Source organism: Actinoplanes sp. NPDC051633 (assembly GCF_040681735.1).
Classification (GTDB): domain Bacteria; phylum Actinomycetota; class Actinomycetes; order Mycobacteriales; family Micromonosporaceae; genus Actinoplanes.
Genome location: NZ_JBFAZH010001740.1, coordinates 1 through 1,176, shown reverse-complemented (window position 1 = coordinate 1,176; position 1,176 = coordinate 1). Strand labels below are relative to the sequence as shown.

The 1,176-nt window shown below is 71.4% G+C and carries 1 protein-coding gene and 1 pseudogene; both read left to right on the top strand.

Annotated elements, in window-relative coordinates; genetic code table 11:
* Window positions 1-893, top strand: an 893-nt coding sequence (locus AB0M20_RS44805; RefSeq protein ID WP_364307709.1) for a sugar phosphate isomerase/epimerase, incomplete at its 5' end; no start/stop codon positions are given.
* A gap of 64 nt (window positions 894-957) precedes the next feature.
* Window positions 958-1,176: pseudogene (locus AB0M20_RS44800) on the top strand (hypothetical protein); the annotation flags it as partial.

The following is a 1,176-nucleotide window of genomic DNA, read 5'->3' as shown; positions in this document are numbered from 1 at the left end:
TCCGCCCGCACCGGCAAGCCGGTGTCGCTGTGAGCGCCATCGCCGCCAACCCCATCCCGTACTGGTCGAAGGCCGGCAAGACGCGCGAGGTGTTCGAGGAGGCGTTCCGCGACTTCCAGGACATCGGGTTCACCGCGGTCAAGGCCGACGTGCCGGAGGGGATGACCGCGGCGGAGTACCGGGACTGGATCGCCTCCTACGGCCTCGCGCCGTCGCTCAGCCTCTTCAACTCGCCCTTCGACGAGACCGTGGACATGGCCGCGGAGCTCGAGCGGGCCCGCCGGTTCGCCGACGAGCAGGTCTCGCTCGGCCTGGACCGCACGATGGTGTCGTCGATGGCGCTGCCCGAGCGGATCGTCAGGCCCGCGGTCGGCGCCGGCTTCGACGAGGGCCGGCTGAGCCGCGCGATCGACAACTGCGGCGAGGTGTGCCGGGTGCTGCGCGCCGGTGGCCTGCGGCCGCTGCACCACTCGCACGTCGGCGGGGTCTTCGAGACCGAGCACGAGATCACCCGGCTGCTCGACGACCTCGGGCCGGACGTGATCGGCGCCGGTCCGGACACCGGGCACCTGCGCTGGGCCGGGATCGACCCGGCGGCCTTCATCCGGCGGTACGCCGACCGCCTCGGCGGCATCCACATCAAGGACTGCTTCCCCGATCACCTCGAGTCGCCGGGTCTCGGATACCCGGAGGCGGCGGCGACCAAGAGGCTCTGGGCCGAGCCCGGCCTCGGCGTGGTCGACTTCGACGCAGTGCTGGCCGCGATCCCGGACGACTACGACGGCGACTTCATGATCGAGGTCGACGAGCCGAGCGTGGAGTCCAAGCGCGAGTCGCACCGCATGTCATTCGAGTGGGCACAACGCGTGCTGGGCGCGAGAATCAAGTGGTAGCCCACGAGGGTGTTCCGGGCCCGGATGGACCCTTGGGCTACCACTTCTCGAGAGGCGGCGCCTCATGAGCACGGTTGGTGGGCCCGATCGGGTCCTGCACGACGACGAGGTGTCGGCCTTCGTCGAGAAGTCCCTCGGCGAGCTGGCCGTGGACGGCCGCAGCGTGTGCGTGCTGGTCCCGGACGCGACCCGGGTCTGCCCGCTGCCGCTGCTGGTGAGCGCGGTGCACCGGGCCCTGCACGGCCGCGTGTCCCGGCTGACGGTGCTGATCGCCCTGGGCACG